Below are 3332 nucleotides of genomic sequence, written 5' to 3' on the forward strand. Positions count from 1 at the left end.
CGCGACCACAGCGGTGGGGCCGTTCTATTGCCCGGTCGACCAGACCGCGTACTTCGACACCGACTTCTTCCAGGAACTCGTCGACAAATTCGGTTCCAGCGGAGGGCCTTTCGCGCAAGAGTATGTGGTCGCCCACGAATACGGCCACCACGTGCAGCAGCTGCAGGGCACCCTGGGCCGCAGCCAACAGGGCGCCGAGGGCGCCGGCGGCAACGGCGTGCGCACCGAGCTGCAAGCCGACTGCTACGCCGGCATCTGGGCGCACTACGCGTCGACGGTCAAACAGGAAAGCACCGGCGTGCCCTATCTGGAGCCGTTGAGCGACAAGGACATTGCCGACGCACTGTCGGCCGCGGCGTCGGTGGGCGACGACCGCATCCAAAAGCAGGCGACGGGCCGGGTCAACCCCGAATCCTGGACGCACGGCTCCTCCGAGCAGCGGCAGCACTGGTTCACCGTCGGGTACCAGACCGGCGACCCGAAGAAGTGCGACACCTTCGCCGCGCCCGACCTGGACTAGCGCGGCAGGCCTTGCTCGCCGAACCGGCCGGGCTCACCAAGAGCCAGCATTCCGCACGCGGCCAGAGCACTCCGTCGATCGCGGTGACCCTGCGGCTCGCCACCGCTCTCGACGGCGACGCCGGGCGGCTGTTCGCCTGCTCGCCGCTGGGGTCCGCGCGGCCGGGAACGGCGGTGTCGCCGTTCATGGTTCGACCGCCCGAACGGGCCGCCGACGTTCGTCATTCGACGCGCCCCGGCCGGGTCGAAGCGCCTTACTGCGCCCGGACTTCCACCCTCGGCCGCGGCGACAATGCTTACTTCGACGCGTCGGTCAGCCGCACCCTGCGCGCGGTCGGCGCGCGGGGCGCCGAGGTGGTCGTGACGGCGCACGACGAGGCCGCCCGCGCATGACCGAGTTGCTGTTCTCCTACGGCACGCTGCGGCAGCCGGAGGTGCAGCGCGCGACGTTCGGCCGCGAGCTCACCGGCGAGCGGGACGCCATCGTCGGCTACGACCTGGACCACGTCACCATCACCGACCCGCACGTCGTCGCGACCAGCGGCAGCGACCGGCACCCGATCCTGCGGCCGACCGACCGGCCCGGCGCCCACGTCGACGGCACGGTATTCGCCCTCAGCGAAGCCGAATTGGCCGCCGCCGACGAGTACGAGGTCGACGCTTATCGCCGCATCGCGGTGCCGCTGCGCTCGGGCGCGACGGCCTGGGTGTATGTGTTCGCGGGCTGACCGGTTACCAGGGCCGCGTCGTGCAGGTGACCCCGGTGGTCGCGCTCTGGGTCACCACGACCTGACCGTCGACCGCGATCTGGCACTGGATTTGCGGGGTGTTGGACGAGTCGCAATCCGGCCAGTGGCAGCCGCCGCTGGCGTTGACGAACGCCCACTGGTTCGGGTTGGTCAGGGTCGCGTTGTAGACCAGCGGCTGGCCGGCGGCGAAGGCGGTCTGCACCGAGCTCAAGAATTGCGAGGAATTCGCGTCGAAAGCCGCCTGACTGGGCGGATCGCTGTTCATGTAGCGCACGTTGCCGGTGAGGTTTCCCGTCGCGGTGATGGTGTAGGTCACCTGGTGGCCGGCCGGGTCCGCGTGGCTGGTGGCGGGCGTGACAACTATTGCCGCGGCCGCCGCCAACGTCGCCGCTGACAACCCGCAGGCCACTGTTCGCACGTTCGTCATAGCGCAAACGCTACCTAACGCATTACCGGCGTTGGCCCGGTTCGGGTATGAAGCAAGCGTGAGCGCTGACCCTCCGCCCCCCGACGCCGCGACCGGCATCAGCCGCCGCCGGTTGCTGACCACCAGCGCGGCCTCGGCCGCGCTCGGCGCGGGAGTCGGGGGCGGCGCCGCGCTGGTGTGGTCGCACCCGCACGCTCCGGCCCTCTGGCAGCGGCCGGATCGCGGCGGCGCGCCGCCGGTGAGCGGCCTGCACCTGCAGTTCGGCAGCGACGCCGCCACCGAGGTGGTGGTGTCCTGGCACACCACCGAGGCCGTCAACAACCCGCGGGTCATGCTCGGCGCCCCCGCGTCGGGTTTCGGACGCACCGTGACCGCCGAGACCCGCACCTACCGCGACGCCAAGTCCGGCGTCGAGGTGCGCGTCAACCACGCCCGCCTGACCGGCCTGAGCCCGGACACCGACTACGTCTACGAGGCCGTGCACGACGGCGCGCAGCCCGAACAGGGCACCGTGCGCACCGCCCCGAAGGGCCGACACCCGTTGCGCTTCACCAGCTTCGGGGATCAGTCCACACCGGCGCTGGCCAAGCTGCCCGGCGGCGGCTACGCCACGGACAACATCGGCTCGCCCGCCGCGGCCGACACCACCATGGCGATCGAACGCCTCGCCCCCCTGTTCAACCTGGTCAACGGCGACCTCTGCTACGCGAATCTGGCCCACGACCGGGTGCGCACCTGGTCGGACTGGTTCGAGAACAACACCCGCTCGGCCCGCTACCGGCCGTGGATGCCGGCGGCCGGTAATCACGAGAACGAGCTGGGCAACGGGCCCGTCGGGTACGGCGCCTACCAGACCTACTTCGCGGTGCCCGAGTCCGGCTCGAGCCCCGAGACCCGCGGCCTGTGGTACTCCTTCACCGCGGGCTCGGTGCGGGTGATCAGCCTCAACAACGACGACGTCGCGTACCAGGACGGCGGCAACTTCTACGTGCACGGCTATTCTGGCGGCGAGCAAAAGCGTTGGCTGGCAACAGAACTGGCGGCCGCCCGGCGCGATCCCGACGTGGACTGGCTGGTGGTGTGCATGCACCAGACGGCCATTTCCACCGCCGACAAGACCAACGGCGCGGACCTGGGCATCCGCCAGGAGTGGCTGCCGCTGTTCGACGAGCACCAAGTCGACCTCGTGGTGTGCGGCCACGAGCATCACTACGAGCGGTCCCACCCGCTGCGCGGATCGCTGGGCACCGACACGCTCACCCCGATCCCCGTCGACACGCACGGCGACGTCGTCGACACCACCCGCGGCACGGTGCATCTGGTCATCGGCGGCGGGGGCACGTCGGCGCCCAGCAACGCCATGTTCTTCCCGACGCCGCGCTGCCGGGTGGTCACCGGGGTGGGGGCGTTCGACCCCGCGCTCGGCCGCAAGCCACCGCTCTACGCCGTCGAGGACGCGCCCTGGTCGGCGTTCCGCGACCGCGAGAACCCCTACGGCTTCGTGGCGTTCGACGTCGACCCGGGTCGCCTCGGTGGCAACACCTCGATCAAGGCGACCCACTACGCGCTGCGCGGGCCGTTCGGCGAGGTGGCCGTGATCGACGAGGTGACCCTGACCAAGGCGCGCGGCGGCGGTG

Annotated in this window: 5 protein-coding genes; 4 read left to right on the top strand and 1 reads right to left on the bottom strand. The window is 70.8% G+C overall.

All coding sequences use genetic code 11. The features are described from left to right. The 3 genes from A5714_RS04760 to A5714_RS04770 all read left to right on the top strand — a co-directional run. The coding region (locus tag A5714_RS04760) for a neutral zinc metallopeptidase (protein ID WP_197502871.1) at window positions 1–520 on the top strand (520 nt) is incomplete at its 5' end. A gap of 11 nt (window positions 521–531) precedes the next feature. After that, complete coding sequence (locus tag A5714_RS04765; RefSeq protein ID WP_231975760.1) at window positions 532–912, top strand: DNA-binding protein; 381 nt, start codon at window positions 532–534, stop codon at window positions 910–912. Beyond that, entirely contained in the window at window positions 909–1247 is a 339-nt protein-coding gene (locus A5714_RS04770) for a gamma-glutamylcyclotransferase family protein (RefSeq protein ID WP_068071593.1), read from the top strand. Before A5714_RS04765 ends, A5714_RS04770 begins: the two co-directional genes overlap by 4 nt. 4 nt (window positions 1248–1251) lie before the next feature. Here the strand turns inward: A5714_RS04770 and A5714_RS04775 are convergent, their stop codons facing one another. After that, on the bottom strand, window positions 1252–1695 hold the full coding sequence (locus tag A5714_RS04775) for a hypothetical protein (RefSeq protein WP_068071591.1): 444 nt from the start codon (window positions 1693–1695) through the stop codon (window positions 1252–1254). A 58-nt stretch (window positions 1696–1753) separates the two neighbouring features. Here A5714_RS04775 and A5714_RS04780 point away from each other — a divergent pair. Further along, a partial coding sequence (locus tag A5714_RS04780) for a metallophosphoesterase family protein (protein WP_068283250.1) occupies window positions 1754–3332 on the top strand: 1579 nt, incomplete at its 3' end.

Source organism: Mycobacterium sp. E2462 (genome assembly GCF_001672685.1).
GTDB lineage: Bacteria > Actinomycetota > Actinomycetes > Mycobacteriales > Mycobacteriaceae > Mycobacterium.

Bases quoted from the DNA above. Each gene is read 5' to 3' on its own strand.
- A5714_RS04770 (WP_068071593.1), top strand. From the start codon at position 909: ATGACCGAGTTGCTGTTCTCCTACGGCACGCTGCGGCAGCCGGAGGTG.
- A5714_RS04775 (WP_068071591.1), bottom strand. From the start codon at position 1,695: ATGACGAACGTGCGAACAGTGGCCTGCGGGTTGTCAGCGGCGACGTTG.